The organism is Pelolinea submarina, from assembly GCF_003966975.1.
Lineage (GTDB): Bacteria > Chloroflexota > Anaerolineae > Anaerolineales > Anaerolineaceae > Pelolinea > Pelolinea submarina.
Genome location: NZ_AP018437.1, coordinates 20,547 through 40,885, shown reverse-complemented (window position 1 = coordinate 40,885; position 20,339 = coordinate 20,547). Strand labels below are relative to the sequence as shown.

The window sequence follows — 20,339 nt, the reverse complement described above, 5'->3', positions numbered from 1 at the left end:
AGAAGGTTAGGATGAGGGGGAATTCATTGTAAACAAGGGAAAAACTCCCCTCACCTCAATCCTCTCCCAGTGGGAGAGGAAACTGGATGCTTTTTGCTGGCGGGAATATGCAGTATTTCTGGGTAATCCTGCAAAATCTTACTCGCCCTTGTTCAACGATTCCAAAATATCGTGCGCCAATTGCGGGGTGATACCGGGCAGCTCGCATAACTCCTGCTCGCTGGCCTTCTTTACACCCGTTAGCGAACCAAAGCGTACCAGCAAAGCTTTCTTGCGGGCCGGGCCGATGCCCGGAATCTGGTCCAGCCTGGAAACCAGGCGTTCCTTCCCGCGCCGCGCGCGGTGAGCCGTGATGGCAAAGCGGTGAGCTTCGTCGCGGATGCGCTGTACCAGGAACAGCCCCTGTGATTTGCGCGCCAATTCCAAAGGCAAGTCTTTACCCGGCAGGAATAATAATTCGTTCTCTTTAGCTAATCCGGCCGTCAACACCGTGTCGGAAAGTCCGAATTCATCCAGCACCTTGATGGAACGGCTGAGTTGGCCTTTGCCGCCGTCCACGATTAGCAAATCCGGCAGGATGGAAAAGGACGGATCGACTTTGGCGCCTACTTCTTTAATTTCCTGGGCAGCCTGCCAACGTTTAAAACGCCGCTCCAGCACTTCTTCCATGCTGGCAAAATCGTCCGGCCCGCTGACTGTCTTGATGTTGAATTTGCGGTACAGCTTCTTGTTGGGTACGCCCTGTTCGAATACCACCATGCTGCCTACCGCGGCGGTGCCCTGGATGTTGGAAATGTCGTAGCATTCAATGCGGTTGGGCGGCTCTTTTAACTTGAGTGCCGCTTGCAGCTCGCTTAAAGCCTGGCTTTGTTTATGGGTATCCGCGGCCCATTGTGTCTTGAGTGCTTCCAGAGTCTCCACCGCATTTTCGGTGGCCATCTTGACCAGATCGCGTTTACCGCCGCGCTGGGGAATGCGGAAATGCACCTTTTGGCCGCCACGCTGCTGGTTGAGCCATTGCTGTATGATCACTGCTTCTTCCAGTTCGTTAGGCAGCAGCACCTCATCCGGCACCGAGCTGGCTTCCGCGTAAAATTGTTTGATAAACTGGGCGATGATTTCCCTGTCTTCCTCGCCCTCGGTGCCTTCCAGAATAAAGTATTCGCGCCCGATCAGGCGTCCGTTGCGCACAAAGAAAATCTGCACGCAGGAATCCCCGTTGCTGCGCGCCAGGGCAATCACATCCGAATCCAGGTGAGCGTTGGAGATAATCTTCTGCCGTTCCACCACTTTTTCAATCGCCATGATCTGGTCGCGCACAACCGCGGCTTTTTCATAATTCAACTGCTCCGATTCGGACGCCATTTGCTCTTTCAGGCGGTTCAAAATGGGATCGGTGCGTCCTTCCAGGAATTTGCACAGGTCGTCAATCATTTGACGGTACTCTTCCTGGCTGATTTTGCCGATGCAGGGGGCAGTGCACAGCTTGATGTCGTAGTACAGGCAGGCGCGCTCGTCTTCACCGGTGATAACGCGGTCGCAGCTGCGGTATTGAAATATTTTGCGCAGCAAGTCCAATGTCTGATGCACAGCCCAGACGCTGGTGTAGGGGCCAAAATAACGCGAACCGTCCTGGACGTGTTCGCGCGTCACCAGCACCTTGGGGAATGGGTCGGCCCATTCAACTTTGACAAAGGGGTAACGCTTATCGTCCTTCAACCGCACGTTGTATTGCGGCAGGTGTTTCTTGATCAGGTTCATCTCGAGGATCAGGGCTTCCAGTTCGGAGTCCACCACGATCCACTCGATATCCGCAATCTCTGCTACCAGCCGGCGCGTTTTCAGCGTCAGGTCGGAGCTGCTGTGGAAATAGGAACGCACGCGGCTGCGCAGGTTGATCGCTTTTCCGACGTAGATAATCTTACCGTCTGCGTTATGCATGATATAACAGCCGGGTTTGGTAGGCAGGGTATCGAGTATTCCCTGAATGTGTTCGGAAACAGATGTCATGGTTCCATTTTAACACTGCTGAATTTCCGAAGAATGGGTGAAATTGGCGATGGTAAAATCATGCCACCATGAATATCTATTTTTCCTGTTCCATCACCGGCGGCCGCAATGATCAGCAAATCTACCAGAAGATGGTGGAGTTCATGGTCGCGCGCGGGCATGAAGTACTCACCGCCCATCTTTCCAAAGCGGACATTTTGGAAGATGAACGCGTGATCAGCCCGCTGGAAGTTTACCAGCGCGATGTGAAGTGGGTGGACCAATGCGATGTGTTAATTGCCGAAGTCAGCACGCCTTCCCATGGGGTCGGTTATGAGATTGCTTTGGCGCTGCTGCAGGAAAAACCGGTGCTGTGCTGTTACCAATCTGGCCATACCGTCTCGAAGATGATATTAGGAAACACCCACCCGACCTTATCGCTTTATGCCTATCAAGATGCGCAGGACGTTTTAGGAGAATTAGACCGTTACCTGCGTGCTTTGGAGATCTCAGCGTAATTTGTCATTTTTCCCCTATGACATCTGTTCTAACCACTTTTATTACTTGCGGGTATCCTTACGCTGGCGACAAATAGATTTTGATAATAAATCTCATCATTGTCTCCTCCTTTGGCGAGCCGCCGCTGGTACTTCCTCCCAACCAGCGGCAGCTTTTTTTTATAAATAGCGTATAGGATTTAGGTTAGAAATCTGTTAATTCAGTTTTTTCTGCCTTGTCAGGCTAATTCCATGCTCTTACAATAAAAACATGGATTATAAGGATTATTACAAAACGCTTGGGGTCGATAAAAAAGCCTCGACGGATGAGATAAAAAAAGCCTATCGCAAGTTGGCTATGCAGTATCATCCGGATCGCAACCCCGGGGATAAAAAAGCTGAGGACAAATTCAAGGAGATCAACGAAGCCAACGAAGTGCTGAGTGATCCCGAGAAACGCGCGCGCTACGACCAGATCAGCAATCAATATACAACCTGGCAGCAGGGCGGCGGCCAACCGGGTTCTTTCAGCTGGGAGGATTTGTTTAACGGCGCCGGCAGTCCCAGAGGCGGACAAACCCGCGTGGAAGTGCATGACCTGGACGAAATGTTCGGCGATATGGGTGGTTTCTCGGACTTCTTCCGCACCTTCTTTGGCGGCGGTGGTGGTCAGCGCTACTCGCAATCGACCGGCCGTTCGCGTTCCGGACGGACAGCCCAGCGGCAGCCGCAATCCTACCAACAAGAGATAACCATTTCGCTGACGGAAGCGTTCACTGGCGCTGCCCGTATGCTGGATATTAATGGAGCTCGCAAGGAAGTCAAAATTCCGGCCGGAGTCAAAACCGGCACCAAGGTCCGCGTAGCCGGAGTGGTGAACAACGGAGGTGGAGCAGCCAGTGACCTGTATTTGATTGTTAAGGTTGCGACTGATCCGCGTTTTGAACGACGCGATGACGATTTATACACAGAAAAGACAATTGATCTCTACACGGCTCTTTTAGGTGGAGATGTTGAAGTTGAAACGCTTTCAGGAAAAGTTCTCCTGACAATCCCGGCCGGCACCCAGCCCGGACAGTTGTTCCGTTTGGGCGGCAAAGGCATGCCCTTATTGAAGCATAAAGATAAATATGGTAACTTGTTGGTTAAAATTAATGTAAATCTGCCGAAGAAACTTTCCGCAGAACAAAAGAAGCGCTTTGAGGAATTGCGCGGTATGTCGTAAGCAGACAGGATGGTCCGATGAAATCAAATTACCTGACAATAGCGGGTTTATTGTTTGTGGGGTTGCTGGCTGCTTGCATTGCACAGCCGGCTGATACACCGGCCGTTTTGCCGACTTTGGAAAGCGCGCTGCCGGCGGCCTCAACCGAGGTTGTGGCGACTGAACCGCAGGGTGGGCAGGTTTCATACGTGGATCTCTATGAGCAGGTCAACCCTGGAGTGGTTGCCATTATCGTATATTATCAGGAGAATGACAGCGGTCAGGGCTCCGGTTTTGTGTTTGATGACGAAGGACATATCCTTACCAATTACCACGTGGTTGAAGGTTCGGAAGCGATTGAGGTAGTCTTCTCCAGCGGATACCGCGTAATAGGGCAGGTGATCGGCAAGGATTTGGATTCGGATATTGCCGTGCTGAACGTGGATGTCCCTTCAGAGCAAATTCACCCGCTCGTGTTGGGCAGCTCGGAAGACGTCAAAGTCGGCCAGCAAGTGGTTGCTATCGGCAACCCTTACGGCCTGTCCGGCACGATGACGCTCGGCATTGTATCGGCGCGCGGACGTATGCTGGATTCCATGCGTGAATCGCCCAGCGGCGGTTATTTCACCGCCGCGGACCTGATCCAGACGGACGCGTCTATCAATCCGGGTAATTCAGGCGGGCCGCTGTTGAACCTGGATGGTGAGGTCATCGGCATCAATCGTGCCATTCGCACCAACGGTGAGGACGGTGTTTCCACACTCTCCAATTCGGGCATCGGCTTTGCTGTGCCGATTGATGTGGTTAAACGGGTTACACCTTACCTGATTGAGAATGGCCAATATGACTATCCCTATCTGGGCATCGTCAGCCGCGAGGAATTGACCCTCGGTGAGCGTGAATACCTGGGGTTGCCGGCGGATGTGCAGGGCGCTTACGTTATCAGCGTTCTCGAAGACGGCCCGGCTGCTCAAGGCGGCATGGTCGGCGCCACAAATGAAAGCACCTATATCGATTTGCCCAAAGGCGGTGATTTAATTACCGCGGTGGATGACCAGCCGGTGCGCACATTCAGCGACTTGCTCAGCTACCTGGTTACCCATAAAAGTCCCGGCGATAGCATGCGCGTGACCGTGCTGCGCGACGGCAGCCAAATTGACCTTTCGGTTGTGCTGACCAAACGGCCTGAATAGAACCACAATATAATATGAAAGATGCCCCTTCTCAGGGGCATTTTTTTTGTTTAAGTTATTGGAGATTATCGGACAGGGTGAGCAGGGAATTGTAGAACTTATCCACTTCACTACCGGCGCCAGTTGGGTTGCTTTTGATACTGGTTTTGATCTTCTCAAACTGGGAAGTCAGGCTGGTGGGCAGGTCGGGAAATAAACTCAAGTCCAATTGGTTGAGATCCTCTTCAATATAGGTCAAGTACTGGGTTTCTTTGTTGCTGTCGCCATTGACTAATGCGTCTTTTAATAGAATTGTCTCACTCATTAGTTTATAAACCAGGGCTTGTTGCACGGTATTGGCATTGGAAATTTGTAGTTCCACATACTGGGTTTCCATCGGCACGAGCCGGGCTAATTCAGTTTGCGCGGTTTTCAAGTCTTTGGAAGCAGGCAAGTACAATGCTAACAGAATGGCTAACATACCAATGACCAGAAAGAGCAAGGCCAGGCCGATTTGTTTGAGTACAACCTGGAAACCCGATTTATTTTTGGGCTTAGGGGCGGTCTTGGGCGCTTCTGCTTTAGGTGCTTCTGTTTGGGGCGGCGTGGTTCCGCTTCCGTTTTGTGCGGCTGAGGTTGAGGAAGTATCCGCGCTGGTTTTATCTTCTCTTAATTTCATCTTTTACTCCCATATATTTTTGATTATAAACAAACTTCCTGTCCTTCGATATAAGAAATTTGATAGAGTAGTTTGGGTTTGACAAGTATAATGGCAGGCATGGCTATGGAAACTGAATCCTCACACAACGCAAATTCCCAGATTGCCCGCGCGGCGGGCACAGTCATGTTCGCCTTCATCATCAGCAACCTGTTTGGGCTGCTGGCCAAGACATTGACAGCCCGTGCCTTTGGCACCGGCGTGGAGAGTAATAGCTTTTTCGCGGCAAACCGCTTTTCTGAAATCCTCTTCAACCTGGTTGCCGGCGGCGCGCTGGGTTCGGCTTTTATACCGGTTTTCACCAGCTTGTTGGCGCGTGATGATCGCGAGGAGGCCTGGAAATTGGCTTCCTCCATTGTCAATCTGGTTTCCCTGGTGCTAATCGCGGTCAGCTTGTTGACCATGCTTTTCTCGCGCCAGGTGGTGCATTATCTGGTGGCGCCCGGTTTCTCGCCTGAACAGGAAATCCTTACAGCCCATTTGCTGCGAATTCAGGTGCTTTCATCGGTTATTTTTGGGATTAGCGGTCTGGTCATGGGTATTCTGAATGCCCACCAGCATTTCCTGCTGCCGGCGCTGGCACCGGCTCTGTACCAAATTGGTTGGATTTTGGGGATTTACCTGCTGGCTCCCAGCATGGGCATATACGGCCTGGCTTGGGGCGTGGTGATTGGCTCGGCTTTCCACCTGCTGGTGCAGGTGCCGCGTCTGCTTAAGTTGCCCCAGCGTAAATACTGGCCGATGTTGGGCTTGCATGTGCCTGAAGTACGTGAAGTCGCGCGCCTGATGGGCCCGCGCTTGTTGGGTGTTGCGATCGTGCAATTGAACTTCCTATTGAATACCTATTTGGCGTCTTTCCAGCCGGAGGGCAGTATCACGGCCATCAGCCTGGCTTTTCCGCTTATGCTGATGCCGGAGGCTGCCATTGCCCAGTCGGTTGCCATTGCCTCCCTGCCAACCTTATCAATGCAGGTGGCGCGCAACAAGCTGGACGATATGCGCTCCTCGCTATCCGCTTCGCTGCGAGTAGTGTTGATGTTGGCGGTACCTGCCAGCATCGGCCTGATTCTGCTGCGGCGCCCGATTGTCTCGATCCTCTATGAGGGCAACGAATTCGACGCGCATTCCACCGACCTGGTAGCCTGGGCGCTGCTGTTTTACAGCATTGGCCTGGTTGGGCATTGCGTGGTGGAAATCATCAGCCGCGCCTTCTACGCGCTGCACGACACCAAGACACCGGTGTTTGTGGGCGTAGGTGCTATGAGCTTGAATTTGGCGCTGAGTTTCGTTTTTGTGGCTCTGTTCAACCGTGTGGGTTGGATGCCTCACGGCGGATTGGCATTGGCTAATACGACAGCTACGCTGATAGAAAGCGGTTTGCTGCTTTATTTGATGAACCGCCGTTTACAGGGCATTGACGGAAAAAAGATCCTTCAATCCACGCTTAAATTCCTGGCCGCAGGTTTAGTGATGGGCTTGTTGATTGCCCATTTAATGGGAAATTTCCCCGTTCAGCAGCCTGTTATTCGCCTGGCGGTTTTCGTCTGCGCGGGCGTGTTTTTATATTTATTAATGATGCTGGCCTTCCGATCTGAAGAATTGACCAGCCTAAAAAAAATATTCAACCGGAAAGGCTGACGAATAATGGAGAATTCGAATATCCATCCGGCCGGCCCGCAAAACGCGGATCTGGCCGGTGAATTGCTGATGGAAACCCTTTATGGGTTCGGCGTTTACCAAAACGGTCTGGGTTCGGCCGAACGCGGCCGAAAGGCACTTAGCGATTATTTTCGCCTGCCCGGCAACCGTTTCAGTTACCAGTTATCTCATTTTGCCTATGTGGGTGGTAAACCGGCTGCGCTGCTGCTGGCTTTTCCCGGCAGGCTGTTCGGCCGTGTAACCCGCAGGACTTTTTGGCAGATGCTGCGGGTGTACTCTCCTGTAGAGGTCATTGAGTTCTTCCGGCGTGCCTGGATATTAAAAGATGAAGAGGAAGTCGCGCGGGACGAGTTCTACGTGGCGCATTTGGCCGTGTGCGCGGATTTCCGCCGCAAGGGGTTGGGCCAATCGCTGCTGAAACATGCCAACGAATTGGCGCTACAGAGCGGTTTGCATAAGGTTTCATTGTTGGCAGAATTGGAGAATACAGGCGCGATTGCTTTATATAAGGGCTTCGGTTTCACAACGGTGAAGACCTACTCCCATCCGCACCAACTCCCTTTGACGGGTTCTCCCGGATATGTCAAAATGGTAAAAGATTTATCGATTGAGGAGTGATCAAATGGAAAACACCATCGGAAAAGAATTTGTCCGCCTGACGAAATACGCCAACCTGGAACCCTCGCCGCAGTCCCTGGGTGTACCCCTGCCGCCGCTGGAGATGCCTCTGCCGGAGGGTGCGGAAATCCTGCCCCTGCCGGCCGGCAAAGACATGGCGCTGCCCAAGCTGGATTTGGCTGAATTAGTGGAAAAACGCGAAAGCCTGCGCAAATACGCGCCCACTGCGCTGACGATACAGGAATTGGCTTTCCTGCTGTGGGGCACGCAGGGCATTAAATCCATCTCCGATAAACCCATCACCAAGCGCACCGTGCCATCCGCTGGTTCGCGCCACCCGTTGGATACCTTCCTGATGATCAACCGCGTGGAGGGCTTGCAGCCCGGCCTGTACCGCTACATGGCCGTTGAACACAAACTGGCGCACCTGCCCGCGCCTGCCGATTTCAACCCGCGCATGACTGAAGCCTGCCTCAAGCAGGCGCACGTGGGCAACTCGGCCGTGACCTTCATGTGGGTGGCGGATGTGCAGCGCACCATCTGGCGCTACTGCCAGCGCGGTTACCGCTACCTGTACCTGGACGCGGCGCATGTCTGCCAAAACCTTTACCTGCTGGGGGAAGCGATTGGCTGCGGCGTGTGCGCCATCGGCGCCTATGAAGATGACCTGGTCAATGGGCTGTTAGGTCTGGATGGTGAGAACCAGTTCGCCATCTACCTGGCGACCCTGGGTAAACGCGGCTGATGGAATTTGTCTCGAAGAAGCTCATCCCTTATCAAGCTACAGTAATTTTATAAGGTGTATAGACCCTTGAATTGGTTCAAGGGTCTATATTTTTAAACTGCCGCTAACCTGATTGATCCAGCCTGATCAGCCATTGGTATTCAAGTTGGTTGAGTTCCAACCCATACACTTCCGGATAATCCGGCGGGTAGACTGCCCCCTGGCTATTTTCAGTTGCAGGCTGTTTCATTTCAGCCAGCTTGGAAAAATTTTCTGTTCCGTAATTTTGTAAGAGGAAATCAATAAAAGAAGCGCTTTCGGTTAATAAAATATCTCGATTTGTTATGCAATCCGGAGATTGATTGTCATAAGCCGCTTCCAGGTCATAATTGGAAAACAATGGCAGGTATGTACCATTACTTAAATATGTTTTTACGCTGGAATCAAAATCAGATTCTTTCCAGGATGTCCAATAATCACTCGCGGACCAGGTTGCTAATCCCTCGATTAACGCTACATCGGTCAGATGCTCAAATTTCTTTTGAATGAATACATGCCCTAATTCGTGCGCGAGCGTCGCCAGGATTTGCTCCCGGCTGGTTCCTTCATCCGCAAAGATTACAATGCTGCCGTTCTGTTCGTGGAAGGTTACGCCGCGTGTGGGACAATCACCCGTTTGAGGTGGGCTGAACAGTACAAAGATCTTTTCATCCAGTGTCGTATCAAGCCGTTGGCTGACGGATTCGTATACGGCGGTGGACGCCTGCTGCCACCACTCGATCTCAACCGGTAGATACCCTTCTGCGGCGTATAGTACGAAATATGGATTCTCTGCTGCGGCCTGTCCCGCATCCAACATGCGGGTGGGATCGACGCGGACATCCTTTTTTTGGAATATTTGCCGGACTATTTTGGCCAACATGGAAGGCTGTTCATAAACTTGGGTCGGTAGGGGATCAGGGGTGGGTGTGGTTGAAGCCTCCAGGTCTGAGAAGTGATATCCGGTGGGTGAAACTTGCGTCCGCGTCAGTACCCGGATGGCAATGATGGATAGAAACAGGATGCCGATGATGATCAGGATGGATCTGGCCGTCTTTTTTTTCATGCTTCCCCTTATAAGGATCTCAGATAGAACGTCATTTTTACTGCGCAGGCAACAATAAAATGCTAGCGTGTGATGAGCAGGTATGCCGTTATTCTAACATTACGGTTGCTTTTCGCGGGCTACTGATCGAGGGGTTTCAAGGCTGTTCATTTGGATCTGAAGTGAATTCTATTCCCCGGCCATTCTTAAAAAAGTATTAATTTTAAGAGCGTGCTGAAACTCTGAAAGTACCGGCATGCTATAATGACTTTGTTCATCATATAAGTCGGTTTATCTCAATCAGGAGCATTTGTCTTTGTCCTTCGTTCACCTTCACGTTCACACACATTATTCCCTGCTTGATGGTTTCAGCAACATCAAGAAATTGATGACACGTGCGAAGGAATACGGTATGCCGGCGGTGACGATTTCAGACCACGGCACCATGTACGGCGTGATTGAATTTTATAATGCCGCCAAAGCTGCCGAGATTAAACCTATTATCGGATTGGAGAGTTATCTGGCTCCCCGCGGTATGACGGACAAAGATTCCCAATATGACAAACGCGCGTTTCATTTGCTGCTGCTGGCGGAAAACAACACCGGTTATCAAAACCTGTTGAAAATTGCCAGCGCTGCGCAGTTGGACGGCTTTTATTACCATCCCCGCATTGACAAAGACTATCTGGCGGCGCATTCCGAAGGCTTGATCGCCACCTCGGCCTGCCTCAAAGGCGAGGTGCCCAACACCATCATGGAGCGCGGTGTGGAAACCGCCCAGCCCTTGCTGGACTGGTATTTTGACGTTTTTGGACGCGACCGCTTTTTCCTGGAATTGCAGCGCCACGATATGCCTGAATTGGAGCAGGTTAATCAGGAATTGCTCAAGATGGGCGCGAGATATAACGCCCGCTACGTGGCTACCAACGATGTCCATTATGTAGACCGCTCGGACGCCCGCTACCAGGATATTCTGCTGGCTATCCAGACCGGCGCGCTGCTTTCAGACCCCCACCGCATGCACATGAATGGCGACAGCTACTACTTCCGTTCGCCGGAAGAGATGAGTGCGCTGTTCAGCGACGTGCCCGAATCCATTACCAACACGCTGGAAATCGCCGACCGCTGTAACGTCAACCTGGATCCGGATGGTTATCACCTGCCCTTGTTCGAAGTACCCGAGGGTTTCACCGCGCAAACTTACTTGCGCAAGTTGTGCGATGAAGGCTTAAAAGAGCGTTACCACGAACACGCGGATGATAAGGATGTGCTGGAGCGGTTGGAATACGAGCTGGGCGTAATCCACAAGATGGGTTTCGATGCCTACTTCCTGATCGTATGGGACCTCAGCCGGTACGCACGCGACCACAATATCTGGTATGAAGCACGCGGTTCCGCGGCCGGTTCGATTGTGGCCTATTCACTGGGGATTACTTCGGTGGAACCGCTGCGCCACGGCCTGATCTTCGAACGCTTCCTCAACCCGGATCGCGTCAACATGCCGGATGTGGATATGGACTTTCAGGATGACAAGCGTACCGAGATTATGGAATACTGTGCTGATAAATACGGTCACGACCATGTGGCCCAAATCATCACCTTTGGCACCATGGGCGCGCGCAACGCCATCCGCGATGTCGGCCGGGTAATGGACATTCCCCTGAATGAGGTGGATCAGATTGCCAAGATGATCCCCAATGTTCCCAGCCGCCCGACTTCTATTCCTGAAGCAATTGAACAAGTGCCTTCTCTGAAGGAACTGTATAACAGCCAGCCATATCTGAAAGACCTGATCGATGCGGCGGCCGGTATGGAAGGTGTGGCCCGCAATGTGGGTACGCACGCTGCCGGCGTCATCATTTCCGACAAACCCATCGTGGAATACGTTCCGCTGCACCGCCCCACTTCCAACTCGGAAGATGTGCCGATTAAATCAGTCACCCAATATGAAATGACCATCCTGGATCATCTGGGCATGCTCAAAGTGGATTTCCTGGGCCTTTCCACTCTGACCGTGATGCAGAAGGCCAGCGATTTGATTTTCAAGCGCCATAATGTGCGCTATACGCTCGATAATATTCCGGTGGATGACGCCGAAACCTATGAATTCCTGGGTAAAGGCCTCACTGCCGGTGTGTTCCAACTGGAAGGCGTGGGCATGACCCGTTTTCTGGTGGAGATGAAACCCACCAAGCTGGACAACATTATCGCCATGGTGGCGCTTTATCGCCCCGGGCCTATGGATACCATTCCCTCTTACATCAAACGCATGCACGGCGAGGAAGAAATCACCTACCGCCACCCGCTGCTGGAACCCATTATGGGCGAGACCTACGGCTTTGCCATCTACCAGGAGCAGGTTATGCAGGCTGCCATGGGGCTGGCGGGCTACACCGCCGCCGAGGCGGATATGCTGCGCAAGGTCATCTCCAAGAAGAAGGAAAAAGAGCTAAAGAAACACCACGAAAAATTCGTCAATGGCGCGGTTGAACGCGGCATTGATAAGAAAACGGCGGATGAGATTTTTGTGGATTGGGAGGGTTTTGCGCATTACGGCTTCAATAAGAGCCACGCGGCGGATTATGGGGTCGTGTCTGTGCAAACCGCTTTCCTGAAAACACACTATGCCATTGAGTATATGACCGCGCTGTTGTCGCAGGTCAAAAACGAATCCGAAAAAGTCGCGCTTTATGTGGCCGACTGCCGCGCCATGGGCATCGATGTTCTGCCGCCGGACGTGAATTACAGCGGTTGGGATTTTGAAATTGAAGACACCGGGGATGGGCAATCCGTTATTCGTTTCGGTCTGGGCGCTGTCAAGAACGTCGGCCAGAACCCGATCGATTTGATCACCGAAGCCCGCGCGGACGGTGGGAAGTTCAAGGACATCAATGACTTTGCCCGCCGTGTAGACCTTCGTAAGGTGGGCCGGCGTGCGCTGGAATCCATGATCCGAGTGGGTGCGCTGGATACCTTTGCCGACAGGCATGCCCTGCTCAGCGGCCTGGAAAATGTCATGGCGGTCAGTGAGAGCCATTTCAAGGCGCGCGAGGCCGGACAGATGACCATTTTTGGCTTTGTGGAAGGCCTGGACGAAGAAATTCACCTGCCTGCTGTGACTTCCCTGGATCGCCGTGAAAAGCTTGAATGGGAACATGAACTGCTGGGCATTTACCTGTCAGACCATCCGCTTTCCCCTTATATGACCTATATCCGCAAGCGTGTCACGCATTTCAGCGCCCAACTGAAAGAAGCCAGGCACGGCAGCGAAGTGGTTGTAGCCGGCAAGATTGCAGGCTACCGCACCATTATTACCAAAAAAGGATCTGAAATGGCCTTCGCTACCCTGGAAGATCTGCAGGGCAGTATTGAATTGGTTATCTTCCCGCGCACCTGGTCGCAATACGCCGAGGTGATCCGTGGTGAGGGTGCGCTGCTGGTCAAGGGCAAGGCGGACACTGAGAAGATCGATCCCAAGGTGCTGGTGGATTACTTGGAAGAGATCCCCCCGGATCAGGGTAACGATCCGGAAGACGATCCGATGGATGCTTTGCCGGTGCAGGGTCAAAGCCCGAGGTTGGATGATTACGATCTGCCTCCGTTGGATGACGACGACGATGCTTTCTTTGGCGGGTTGGATATTGCCGAAGATGGGCCGGTGTTTTCCGGCGACACGACCGATCGCGCAGCTAACACACGCAGCTTCAGCGCGGGGCGCAGCACCGAAGTGGCTTTACAAGCGCCTGCGGCTCCTTTAGCAAGCATTACGGCTGCCATGGCACCGGTGGTGTCCTATGTCGCAGAAAGCGAAGTTGGGCAGGAAGTGCCGGGTGAAACGTCTCCCCGGGTTTCCGATGCCTCATCCGGAGCGGAGCCGGAAAGTATCTCGCCGAATGGCAATCATAAAGTGCTCCTGCTGCAGCTGGCAAGCTGCGGTTCGCGCGAACGCGACAACCGCCGTCTGAAGCAGATTTACGGATTCCTCACCTCCACACCCGGCAGCGACCAATTTGCCTTCCTGTGCCAGGAAAACGGACAAACAGTGCGCCTGGACTTTCCCAATGACAATACTTGCATCAACGATAGCATGCTGCGCGAGGTTCGCGGAATTGTAGGGGAAGCTAACGTCATCATTGAAGAATGATTCGCCAGAAAAGCTCTGAATATCTCCCAATAGATTTGTTTTTACGTTAATATATCCCCATGCGCATGGAAAACTTCACTTTGTATGCTGTCCTGCTTTTACTTCCGGCTTATTGGCTCACGCGCCGCAATGTCCGCTTGAATAACATGCTGCTGTTGCTGGGCGGTTACGGGCTCTATTCCTGGGGACACCTGAATTGGGGGCTGCTGCTGTTTCTGTTGAGTGCGTTGGACTACTTCATCACCAAACAGGCCTTTCCCCGTACGAAGCTGCGCAAAGCGGCGCTGATTTTCAGTCTGCTGGTCAATATCGGCGTCTGGCTGCTGTTCAAATATGGCGCTTCCATGGACGATGGCTGGCTGGCGAATTTCGGCATGCCTCTGGGCATTTCCTTTTACTTGCTACGAAAATTGGCGTATTTATTGGACAGCTACCGCGGACGATTGTCACAACCTTTGCGTTTTACCGATTATGCCTTGTATGTCTCCTTTTATCCCCAGATATTCAGCGGCCCGATTGAACGACCGGAACAATTCCTTTCGCAAATCCGGCAGCCGCGCGATTTGAGTTGGCAGAGAATCGCGCGCGCTTTCCCGCTGCTCCTGCTGGGGCTGTTCAAGAAAATGGCGATAGCGGATAATCTCGAAATCATCGTTAACCGCATCTTCCGCCTTGATTTACCCAGCCGCCTGCTCTTTGCGGCCGGTTCTTTGGGGTATGCCTTTGAACTGTACGCGGACTTTTCCGGTTATACCGATTTATCGCGCGGTGCGGCCTGCCTGCTGGGTTTTGAGACATCCCCGAACTTCGACCATCCTTATCTGGCACTGACCCCGCAGGATTTCTGGAACCGTTGGCACATGACCTTCTCGCACTGGCTGCGCGATTATGTCTTCTTCCCGCTGCGGCGTTGGATGCTGCAAGCGGCCGGCCGCCGGCGTGGGTGGGCGGATTGGGCTGCGCCTATTCTGACGATGCTGCTCAGCGGGCTGTGGCACGGCACCGGTTGGACTTTCTTATTGTGGGGGTTTTATTACGGCCTACTGCTGGCTATCACCCAGGTCAGCGGGTGGGGCAAGGTGAGGGCCGGGGCCTGGCCGCTTAAAATAATTTCATGGGGGGTAACTTTCACTCTGGTGGTGGCCGGATGGGGCATCTTCCGTGCGCCTGATTTGCCCTGGCTGGTCAATACCTGCCTGCATGCCCCCTGGGGGGCTTCCGGCAACAACCGCATCACGCTGCTGGCGGTGATGCCTATGATTCTTGTGTATACTCTTCCGCTGCTCCTGCTGGCGCTGGCGGAACATTCCGGGCGGGCCCGGCGTATTATCGAACCGGTGGTTTATGCCCTGTTAGCCTCCGTTTTGGTGATTTTTGCGGCTTCGGGGTTGCAGGATTTTGTCTATACGGCTTTCTAATATGAAGAGAACATTCCTTACCTTCCTGCTTGCTTTCCTGGTCATTTTTTTGTTGTTGAATCTGGCCGTGGTGAATACCTATAAACTGGATTATCCGGTAAACAAAGTGGAGACGTTCGAAGAACCCCTGCGTACCGATTACCGTGACCAAATTAATAAGGCGGAACCGGAGGTAGTGGTGGTGGGAGATTCAGCCATCCGTGAATTAAACGCGGAGAATTTCAGCCAGATATTGGACAAGAAAACGCTCATTTTCTCGGCGCCCGCAACCGGTTCGGCTTACTGGTACCTGTTTTTCCGCCATCAAATTCTGGAAGCCAAAAACCCGCCGCAGATGGTTTTCTTTTTCTTCCGCGGGGTAACATTGACCGTGCCGGGTTATCTGACCAACGGCAGTTATCGCGCGCGCCTTGAGGAAACCGCCACAACCAGCGATGCGGACGTATATGCATTGGCGATTTCCGCCGATGAAAATCCATTGCTGCATATACCGGAACGTTATCTCCCGCTGTTTGCCTACCGTTCGGAGATTTATCAGAACACGGTCACGCTGGTGCGTGACTGGCTGCCGGGGATGCTGTTGGCTTGCGATGATACCTGTGTGGATAACGGTTTCGACCAGATTTTTGACGAGTACCACATCAATGCTTTTCTATGGGAAGAACTGGTGCGTAACCTGGACTCTTCGCTGGATCAATCCCGCAATTATGATTTTACGGCGCGCGTTGAGGATTCCTTCCTGCCACTCATGCTGCAGGATGCGCGCAGTGCGGGAATCACGCCGGTTTTTATCCGGGTCAAGTACCGCGCTCAAGCCCAAGGCACGCCGGACACGGCTGAGATGACAGCCTACCAACAAGCGCTGCGGGCTTACATTGAAGAGAACGGCGGTATTTACATGGATTTGGCTGAAGAAGACCGGCTTACAGCGGATATGTACCGCGACAGCATACATCTGGCATACGATGAAGCGCCCGCTGCTACGGTGATTATCGCCCAATACATCCGAGAGCAATTAAGAGAAGATTGATCCACGGATAAACCCGGATAAGAGACTTGGATACTTATTAATAAATGATGCACACAGATGATCCCCTCTCGTGTCATCGTGAGCCCTTCGAAAGCAGATCGCGACGCTCCCGGTTTTTTCGAAGGTTAAAAAGATTAAATCGGTAAGAATACCTGTGTGAATCAATTATAAAAAAGAAAAAGTATTTATCTGTGTCTATCTGTGGTAAAAAACCGCAGGCTGAACTCGTTAATTCAGAAGCATCCTCGGAATTCCCCTGTTCTTCTTATCTCGTAATTCTCCGGTAGGTCAGGCATTCTTGCCTGACATTTTTTCTAGAAGATTGAGTTGCATCATTCACCACCTCCTGATCTTATCTCATAGGGGAGAGGGGATCTGAGTTTATATGCGTTCATCTGTGGTTAAAAAATAAACCGCAGGCTGACCTGGTCGAAGCCTGCGGTTCTGTTATAACGAAAGAGTTATGCCTATTCCTCTTCCTTATCTTTCTGCTCGCGTAAGTGGGGGAACAGGATCACCTCGCGGATGGAGGTCTTGTTGGTCAGCAACATCACCAGGCGGTCAATGCCCATGCCGAAACCACCGTTGGGCGGCATGCCGTAGGACATGGCCTGCAGATAATCCTCATCCATGGGATGTTGTTCTTCGTCGTTATCGGCGTATGCCCGCCCCATCTCCTGGAAGCGCTGCTCCTGGTCCAGCGGGTCGTTCAGCTCGGTGAAAGAATTGCATAATTCCATACCACCGATGAACCCTTCAAAACGCTCCACCACCGCCGGGTTCTCCGGTTTTTTCTTTGCCAGCGGCGAAATGTCGCGCGGGTAGTTGTACAGGAAAGTCGGCTGGATGAAGTTGGGTTCCAGAAAATCACCGATCAAAGCATCGATCAGCTTACCGCGCGTGGATTCCGGGTTGGGGGTCATGCCCTTGTCCGCCATAGCCTTGAAAAGCGTACCGGCTTCGGGGTGCTGGTCAATATCGATGCCGCAGGCGTCCAGAATGCCCTGGCGCAGCTCTACGCGCTTCCAGGGCGGTGTCAGGTCGATTTCCTGACCTTTGAATTGCACTTTCATGGTACCCAGCACATCCTGGGCGGCTGTCGAGACCATCTGCTCGGTGAATTCCATCACCTTGAGATAATCGGCGTAGGCCCAGTAGAACTCCAGCTGCGTGAATTCGGGATTGTGTTTGTAAGATACACCTTCGTTGCGGAAATCGCGTCCAATCTCGTATACGCGGTCCAGCCCGCCCACCAACAGCCGTTTCAGGTACAGCTCAAAGGAAATACGCAGGAACAATTCCTGTTTCAACTGGTTGTGGTGCGTGGTGAAAGGCTGCGCAGCTGCCCCGCCGTAGATGGGCTGCAAAATAGGGGTTTCTACTTCGAGGAAGCCGTGGCTGTCCATGAAGCGCTGCAGGGAGCGCACCACGGCTGTGCGTGTGCGGAAAATCTCGCGTACATCTTCGTTGATCGCCAGGTCGGCGTAACGTTCGCGGAAACGGGTTTCAGGGTCGCTTAGGGTGGCGTGGCGGATGATTTGACCGTCAACTTCCTCATCCTTGGCGGCTGGCAGCGGGCTGACGGCTTTAGCCAGCATTTTGAAGGCTGAAACCAGCAGGGTGACTTCGCCCGTGCGGGAACGCATCAGGCTGCCCTCGGCTTGGATGAAATCGCCGATGTCAAACCAACTTTTAAACTGGTCCAGGTTTTCCTGTCCCAGTTCATTTAATCGCAGCATTAGTTGAATCCGGCCGCTGCCGTCTTCGATGTGTGCGAAAGCCAGCTTGCCCATGGTGCGAATCGAGCGAATGCGCCCGCCTAAAATGAAATGATCGGAAAATGACTCATCCGGATGGCTGTTTTCAAACTGGGTGAAATCATCTACAGCTTGTTGAATAGAAATGTTGACTTCACTGCGCGTCGGATAGGGTTCTACTCCGGCGGCACGCATTGCATTGATTTTTTCTACTCGTATTTTTTCTAGTTCGTTCAATTCCATTGGCTTATCCTAAAAAAGAAATAAAAACACCCCGCCCATCTCGCCCGGGCGGGGTGATGGACCGCAAGTGTAATGCTAAGAAACTTTGACTATTTTAACTTGATAATCGCCATCCGGCGCTTTAACATTGACCTCTTCACCTTTTTTATGGTTTAAAAGGGCACGCCCCAGCGGCGATTCGTTGGAAATACGGCCCTCGCTGGGTTTGGCTTCCGCCGCGCCCACTATGGTGAAGGTATCCTTGTCGGCTGTATCGACTTCCTGGATGGTTACGGTGGAACCTACCTGAATAGAATCGGTCTCACCTTTATCTTCGATGATTTTGGCAGTGGCAAGCAGAATTTCCAGTTCTTTTATACGGCCTTCAACAAAAGCCTGCTCATTCTTGGCGGCTTCATATTCGGCATTTTCGATGAGGTCTTCACCATCCGCGGCTTCACGCAGACGATCAGCTACTTCCTGCCGTTTATCTTTTCGCAGGTAATTGAGCTCTTCTTGAAGTTTGTCGAATCCCTCTTGTGTCAGGAAAGTGTTTGCCATATTCCCTACCTCTTTCGTGAATTGTTGGAACAATGAATATTAAAACACAGCCCGTTAAAAAAACGGACTGCTGTTAAATAAACCACTCCGCAAGGAGCGATTAAATTAACACCTTGATAAATTTTATTGGTTAAATGTCATCGTATATTACCATAAATTAAATACCAAAGCAAGCAGCGGCGTATCTGTGCTGGCGGTATTAATGGATTATTTACCTTTGATGTAATCCGCCCCTTTTTGCATGGCTTTCTTGTTAATCTCCACCATGGTTTTTTTATTCCCATGCAGGCTTTCTTCCAGAGCCTTTTCGACGCTTCCTACTTTCAGGAATTTGGCTTCTGCCAATAGCGCACCCAGCAAAATACTGTTTGCCAGACGCTTATCGCCCAATTCTTCGGCCAGCTCAGTGCCGGGAACTTCCAGGACATGGATATCGCTGCGCTTGGCTTTGCGATTAACCATGGACGTGTTGATGACCAAATATCCACCGGGCGCCACCTGGTTTTCGTACTTATCCAGAGAGGGCAGGTTCATGGCAATCACAGCGTGCGGTTGGCGGACTTGCGGGGAACCGATTTCTTCATCTGAAATGACCACGGTGCAGTTGGCAGTACCGCCGCGCATTTCCGGTCCGTAAGAAGGAAACCAGGTTACCTGTAGATTTTCAGCCATGGCTGCGTGAGCCATAATTTTGCCTGTAAAGAGCACGCCTTGACCGCCGAAGCCGGCAATTAATGTCTCGTTTTGCATGAATTCCTCCTAAACCTTCAATTCGCTGAGTTCCGGATGCACCTTGTAATCCCCAATGGGATAGTAGGGAAGCATCTTTTCTTCCAGCCATTTGGTCGCGTTGGCAGGGGTCATGTGCCAGTTTGTTGGGCACGTGGACAGCAATTCCACCATGGAAAAGCCCAATCCGCGCACCTGGGTTTCAAAGGCCAGACGGATTGCTTTCTTTGCCATGCGAATATTCTTGGGATCGTGCAGACTGCGGCGGGCAATGTAACTGGCGCCTTGCTGTGTAGCCAGCAGTTCGCTGGCCAGGATAGGATAACCGGTTTGTTCCACGTCGCGCCCGTTGGGGGAGGAAGTGGTTTTCATGCCCGGCAGGGTGGTGGGGGCCATTTGCCCGCCGGTCATCCCGTAGTTGGCATTGTTCAGGAAGATAACAGTGATATTTTCGCCGCGTCCGGCTGCCGCGATAATCTCGCCCGCGCCGATGGAAATCATATCTCCGTCGCCCTGATATGTGAATACAATGCGGTCGGGCCGCGAACGTTTCACACCGGTAGCCATGGCGGGCGCGCGCCCGTGCGGGGATTGGACGAAGTCGAAATCGAAATAATTATAGGAAAAAGCTGAGCATCCGACCGAAGCCACCCCGATGGTGCGCTTGGCCAATCCCATTTCATCGATTACCTCCGCTACCAGGCGGTGGGCGATGCCGTGGGTACAGCCCGGGCAGTAATGGGTGGAAATGTCCACCAGGGAATCAGGATGCCGGTAAACAATTTCCATGTCTTTTATATCCAAAGCAACCAT

16 protein-coding genes are annotated in these 20,339 nt (G+C 52.3%); 9 read left to right on the top strand and 7 right to left on the bottom strand.

What is annotated here, in order from left to right; genetic code table 11:
- Window positions 1–138: 138 nt before the first annotated feature.
- Complete coding sequence (gene uvrC, locus Pelsub_RS00205) at window positions 139–2,010, bottom strand: excinuclease ABC subunit UvrC (protein ID WP_116225067.1); 1,872 nt, start codon at window positions 2,008–2,010, stop codon at window positions 139–141.
- A gap of 68 nt (window positions 2,011–2,078) precedes the next feature.
- Here uvrC and Pelsub_RS00200 point away from each other — a divergent pair, with 68 nt between their 5' ends.
- From Pelsub_RS00200 to Pelsub_RS00190, 3 genes are all read left to right on the top strand, one after another.
- Window positions 2,079–2,507: a nucleoside 2-deoxyribosyltransferase gene (locus Pelsub_RS00200; protein ID WP_116225066.1), complete on the top strand. Its 429-nt coding sequence runs from the start codon at window positions 2,079–2,081 to the stop codon at window positions 2,505–2,507.
- A gap of 250 nt (window positions 2,508–2,757) precedes the next feature.
- On the top strand, window positions 2,758–3,711 hold the full coding sequence (locus Pelsub_RS00195; protein WP_116225065.1) for a DnaJ C-terminal domain-containing protein: 954 nt from the start codon (window positions 2,758–2,760) through the stop codon (window positions 3,709–3,711).
- A gap of 17 nt (window positions 3,712–3,728) precedes the next feature.
- Entirely contained in the window at window positions 3,729–4,883 is a 1,155-nt protein-coding gene (locus tag Pelsub_RS00190; protein ID WP_116225064.1) for a S1C family serine protease, read from the top strand.
- A gap of 55 nt (window positions 4,884–4,938) precedes the next feature.
- On the opposite strand, the gene Pelsub_RS00185 is transcribed toward Pelsub_RS00190, so the two are convergent.
- Window positions 4,939–5,541: a hypothetical protein gene (locus Pelsub_RS00185; protein ID WP_116225063.1), complete on the bottom strand. Its 603-nt coding sequence runs from the start codon at window positions 5,539–5,541 to the stop codon at window positions 4,939–4,941.
- 105 nt (window positions 5,542–5,646) lie between these two features.
- Between Pelsub_RS00185 and murJ the strand changes: the two genes are divergently transcribed.
- The 3 genes from murJ to Pelsub_RS00170 are packed head-to-tail and all read left to right on the top strand — an operon-like array spanning window position 5,647 to window position 8,602.
- On the top strand, window positions 5,647–7,218 hold the full coding sequence (gene murJ, locus Pelsub_RS00180) for a murein biosynthesis integral membrane protein MurJ (protein WP_158674906.1): 1,572 nt from the start codon (window positions 5,647–5,649) through the stop codon (window positions 7,216–7,218).
- Window positions 7,219–7,224: 6 nt separating this feature from the next.
- The gene (locus Pelsub_RS00175; RefSeq protein ID WP_116225061.1) at window positions 7,225–7,857 is read left to right on the top strand and encodes a GNAT family N-acetyltransferase; all 633 of its coding nucleotides are present in this window, start codon (window positions 7,225–7,227) and stop codon (window positions 7,855–7,857) included.
- 4 nt (window positions 7,858–7,861) lie between these two features.
- Window positions 7,862–8,602, top strand: a complete 741-nt coding sequence (locus Pelsub_RS00170) for a SagB/ThcOx family dehydrogenase (protein WP_116225060.1) — start codon at window positions 7,862–7,864, stop codon at window positions 8,600–8,602.
- Between the two features lie 103 nt (window positions 8,603–8,705).
- On the opposite strand, the gene Pelsub_RS00165 is transcribed toward Pelsub_RS00170, so the two are convergent.
- Window positions 8,706–9,686: a M48 family metalloprotease gene (locus Pelsub_RS00165; RefSeq protein WP_116225059.1), complete on the bottom strand. Its 981-nt coding sequence runs from the start codon at window positions 9,684–9,686 to the stop codon at window positions 8,706–8,708.
- Window positions 9,687–9,975: 289 nt separating this feature from the next.
- Between Pelsub_RS00165 and Pelsub_RS00160 the strand changes: the two genes are divergently transcribed.
- Genes Pelsub_RS00160 through Pelsub_RS00150 form a run of 3 tightly spaced genes read left to right on the top strand, consistent with a single transcriptional unit; the run spans window position 9,976 to window position 16,257 of the window.
- On the top strand, window positions 9,976–13,809 hold the full coding sequence (locus tag Pelsub_RS00160; RefSeq protein WP_116225058.1) for a DNA polymerase III subunit alpha: 3,834 nt from the start codon (window positions 9,976–9,978) through the stop codon (window positions 13,807–13,809).
- 59 nt (window positions 13,810–13,868) lie between these two features.
- Window positions 13,869–15,227 (top strand): MBOAT family O-acyltransferase, encoded by a 1,359-nt coding sequence (locus tag Pelsub_RS00155; protein WP_116225057.1) that lies wholly within the window; start codon window positions 13,869–13,871, stop codon window positions 15,225–15,227.
- A 1-nt stretch (window position 15,228) separates the two neighbouring features.
- Window positions 15,229–16,257: a hypothetical protein gene (locus tag Pelsub_RS00150; RefSeq protein ID WP_116225056.1), complete on the top strand. Its 1,029-nt coding sequence runs from the start codon at window positions 15,229–15,231 to the stop codon at window positions 16,255–16,257.
- A gap of 467 nt (window positions 16,258–16,724) precedes the next feature.
- Here Pelsub_RS00150 and lysS read toward each other — a convergent pair whose 3' ends face one another.
- The 4 genes from lysS to Pelsub_RS00130 form a co-directional block, all read right to left on the bottom strand.
- On the bottom strand, window positions 16,725–18,257 hold the full coding sequence (lysS, locus tag Pelsub_RS00145; RefSeq protein WP_116225055.1) for a lysine--tRNA ligase: 1,533 nt from the start codon (window positions 18,255–18,257) through the stop codon (window positions 16,725–16,727).
- Window positions 18,258–18,332: 75 nt separating this feature from the next.
- Window positions 18,333–18,797 carry a transcription elongation factor GreA gene (gene greA / locus Pelsub_RS00140; RefSeq protein WP_116225054.1) on the bottom strand — a complete coding sequence of 155 codons (465 nt, stop codon included), beginning with the start codon at window positions 18,795–18,797 and terminating at the stop codon, window positions 18,333–18,335.
- Window positions 18,798–19,004: 207 nt separating this feature from the next.
- On the bottom strand, window positions 19,005–19,547 hold the full coding sequence (locus Pelsub_RS00135; protein ID WP_116225053.1) for a 2-oxoacid:acceptor oxidoreductase family protein: 543 nt from the start codon (window positions 19,545–19,547) through the stop codon (window positions 19,005–19,007).
- A 9-nt stretch (window positions 19,548–19,556) separates the two neighbouring features.
- Window positions 19,557–20,339 (bottom strand): thiamine pyrophosphate-dependent enzyme, encoded by a 783-nt coding sequence (locus Pelsub_RS00130; RefSeq protein ID WP_198418373.1) that lies wholly within the window; start codon window positions 20,337–20,339, stop codon window positions 19,557–19,559.

What these genes read in the sequence shown, in the direction of transcription:
- Pelsub_RS00170 (WP_116225060.1), top strand. Translation starts at nt 7,862, where the DNA reads ATGGAAAACACCATCGGAAAAGAATTTGTCCGCCTGACGAAATACGCC.
- uvrC (WP_116225067.1), bottom strand. Translation starts at nt 2,010, where the DNA reads ATGACATCTGTTTCCGAACACATTCAGGGAATACTCGATACCCTGCCT.
- Pelsub_RS00165 (WP_116225059.1), bottom strand. Translation starts at nt 9,686, where the DNA reads ATGAAAAAAAAGACGGCCAGATCCATCCTGATCATCATCGGCATCCTG.
- Pelsub_RS00185 (WP_116225063.1), bottom strand. Translation starts at nt 5,541, where the DNA reads ATGAAATTAAGAGAAGATAAAACCAGCGCGGATACTTCCTCAACCTCA.
- greA (WP_116225054.1), bottom strand. Translation starts at nt 18,797, where the DNA reads ATGGCAAACACTTTCCTGACACAAGAGGGATTCGACAAACTTCAAGAA.
- Pelsub_RS00195 (WP_116225065.1), top strand. Translation starts at nt 2,758, where the DNA reads ATGGATTATAAGGATTATTACAAAACGCTTGGGGTCGATAAAAAAGCC.
- Pelsub_RS00190 (WP_116225064.1), top strand. Translation starts at nt 3,729, where the DNA reads ATGAAATCAAATTACCTGACAATAGCGGGTTTATTGTTTGTGGGGTTG.
- Pelsub_RS00135 (WP_116225053.1), bottom strand. Translation starts at nt 19,547, where the DNA reads ATGCAAAACGAGACATTAATTGCCGGCTTCGGCGGTCAAGGCGTGCTC.
- Pelsub_RS00150 (WP_116225056.1), top strand. Translation starts at nt 15,229, where the DNA reads ATGAAGAGAACATTCCTTACCTTCCTGCTTGCTTTCCTGGTCATTTTT.
- Pelsub_RS00200 (WP_116225066.1), top strand. Translation starts at nt 2,079, where the DNA reads ATGAATATCTATTTTTCCTGTTCCATCACCGGCGGCCGCAATGATCAG.
- Pelsub_RS00175 (WP_116225061.1), top strand. Translation starts at nt 7,225, where the DNA reads ATGGAGAATTCGAATATCCATCCGGCCGGCCCGCAAAACGCGGATCTG.
- murJ (WP_158674906.1), top strand. Translation starts at nt 5,647, where the DNA reads ATGGAAACTGAATCCTCACACAACGCAAATTCCCAGATTGCCCGCGCG.
- lysS (WP_116225055.1), bottom strand. Translation starts at nt 18,257, where the DNA reads ATGGAATTGAACGAACTAGAAAAAATACGAGTAGAAAAAATCAATGCA.
- Pelsub_RS00130 (WP_198418373.1), bottom strand. Translation starts at nt 20,339, where the DNA reads ATGGTTGCTTTGGATATAAAAGACATGGAAATTGTTTACCGGCATCCT.
- Pelsub_RS00155 (WP_116225057.1), top strand. Translation starts at nt 13,869, where the DNA reads ATGCGCATGGAAAACTTCACTTTGTATGCTGTCCTGCTTTTACTTCCG.